This window comes from Alteromonas sp. W364, assembly GCF_031846205.1.
In the GTDB taxonomy this organism is placed as follows: Bacteria; Pseudomonadota; Gammaproteobacteria; order Enterobacterales; family Alteromonadaceae; genus Glaciecola; species Glaciecola blandensis.
In genome coordinates this window covers 1-1686 of sequence record NZ_JAVRID010000021.1, presented here as the reverse complement: position 1 = coordinate 1686, position 1686 = coordinate 1, and the positions used below count along the sequence as shown (strand labels likewise).

Sequence of the window (1686 nt, the reverse complement as noted above, 5' to 3'; positions counted from 1 at the left end):
CCCAGTTAAGCGGCGAAAACCGCTCTCGTTTTTGTCCGTCTTCAACTTTTTGTTAGCTATCATTCGTCGGCTTACTGGAATTTCGATGAATAATGTATAAACAAGGTACTGCAATTATTGTAAGGATGTAAAACGACACTACTATGTTAGATATCGTTGCAAATCCTGCAAACCAAACAACTCCAACAACACCCGAAAACATACCAATCAGACCTAGAAGGTAGCCAACTGACTTTGCATAGGCTTTAGGATTGGAAAAATTCGATTCGTTTACGCCAGGCAATAATTCTAGTTTATTCCTAATCACGAGAAGATAGCCGAAAGTCATGCTTGGAATAGAAAGGCCAAGAATCATTATCAGGCTCAATATACGTACCATCGTTTCTGTATCCATCAATGCCTCCTTTTGATAGCTAACACTTTACATAACCGGTGATGGCCGCTCTTGCCAGCATCCGGTTTATGTTTTTGTTATGTGCGTGCACGCCAAGTCATTGTCTTTCTCGCACAATGCAGAACAGCAAACACGATAATGATATCGTTAACTTTTTTAAAAAATACAGCATAAGGAAAACGCCGAACTAAGATGCGTCTAATAGATTTGTAAACTAAGGGATAATGCTGATAATCTGAGGAAATCTTTGCCAATGCACTTTGCACACATTCCATAAAATCAGCCCCTAAGCCAATTCTGCATTGTTCGAAATAAGAATATGCATCCTGCAAGTCCAATTCTGCCTCTGGTCGTATCCTTACGTTTTCAAACATTATTTATTTAGAATCCTCGTTTTAACTGATGCCCATGGGTTTCCAGTATTTCCATCAGATTCAAACTCTGAGACTCTTCTGCCTAACTCAGCTTTCTGATTCGCTGAAACTTCCAAAGAGTCCTCATTAGCCACAACTGAATCCCAAAGCTGCTGCGCCAAAACAACCTTTTCGTTTGTAGTAAGAGAGTCGATTTTCATTAGCTCCTCCAATTAAATACATTACCGATTCAAAGTATAAACCAATTTCCACAGTGAAACACCTGTACCACTTAGCATATAACGCCCTATTAAGCGGCGATAAATTGTTGACTAAAATTGCGAGGTACGAAGCTAGCCAACTGTTTAGCGTCCGTCTTGAATAGCTTGTTATAAGTCACTTTGATGCAACTTTTCGATATTTTTTTGATAAGGAGAATCAACAGATACTCTTGAAATACTGTCTGATTTCATGATTTTCTCCATACGAGATAAAGAGCGCTTTGGTCCGAAAGTAGAAATATTTAACCAGTCATCATCATAAGAGTTTATTGTAGCAATAGAGAATGTGTCTTCATCATGATATTTAAAAATACAAATATTTGAATATAGTTTACTGAGTTCTATTACAGCATCGCTAAAAGTTTCAGAGTCAAGTTTTGGGATAACTACTGATATATCTTTATTTATTAGTGCAGCTATAGATTCGTGTTCTCGATTTCCCCAATATACTTCATCTATTTGGGTTGTTTCGAAAATAGTAAAACCATCAAAAACACCATCTTCAGTAATCTCTTGAAATAAAACAAATGAATCATTTGCAGATATTATTATTCCCGTTAATTCTTCATCATGACAATCTCGATCTACAGAAATCAATTTCTTCTGTAACTGTAATTGAGCTAGTTCTTTGATTAACACCTAACCTCTCCTTGTGACT

4 protein-coding genes are annotated in these 1686 nt (G+C 36.9%); all 4 read right to left on the bottom strand.

The features are described from left to right. Positions 1-52: 52 nt before the first annotated feature. A complete protein-coding gene (locus RM556_RS17265; protein WP_311375209.1) occupies positions 53-394 on the bottom strand; it encodes a hypothetical protein in 342 nt (113 codons plus the stop codon). 77 nt (positions 395-471) lie between these two features. Then, positions 472-768 (bottom strand): type II toxin-antitoxin system RelE/ParE family toxin, encoded by a 297-nt coding sequence (locus RM556_RS17260; protein WP_311375208.1) that lies wholly within the window; start codon positions 766-768, stop codon positions 472-474. Next, complete coding sequence (locus RM556_RS17255; RefSeq protein WP_311360486.1) at positions 768-968, bottom strand: addiction module protein; 201 nt, start codon at positions 966-968, stop codon at positions 768-770. Before RM556_RS17255 ends, RM556_RS17260 begins: the two co-directional genes overlap by 1 nt. 168 nt (positions 969-1136) lie before the next feature. Further along, positions 1137-1667 (bottom strand): hypothetical protein, encoded by a 531-nt coding sequence (locus RM556_RS17250; RefSeq protein ID WP_311375207.1) that lies wholly within the window; start codon positions 1665-1667, stop codon positions 1137-1139. Between the last annotated feature and the right edge of the window lie 19 nt (positions 1668-1686).

Coding starts and splice junctions, on each gene's coding strand:
- RM556_RS17265 (WP_311375209.1), bottom strand. CDS start 394: ATGGATACAGAAACGATGGTACGTATATTGAGCCTGATAATGATTCTT.
- RM556_RS17255 (WP_311360486.1), bottom strand. CDS start 968: ATGAAAATCGACTCTCTTACTACAAACGAAAAGGTTGTTTTGGCGCAG.
- RM556_RS17260 (WP_311375208.1), bottom strand. CDS start 768: ATGTTTGAAAACGTAAGGATACGACCAGAGGCAGAATTGGACTTGCAG.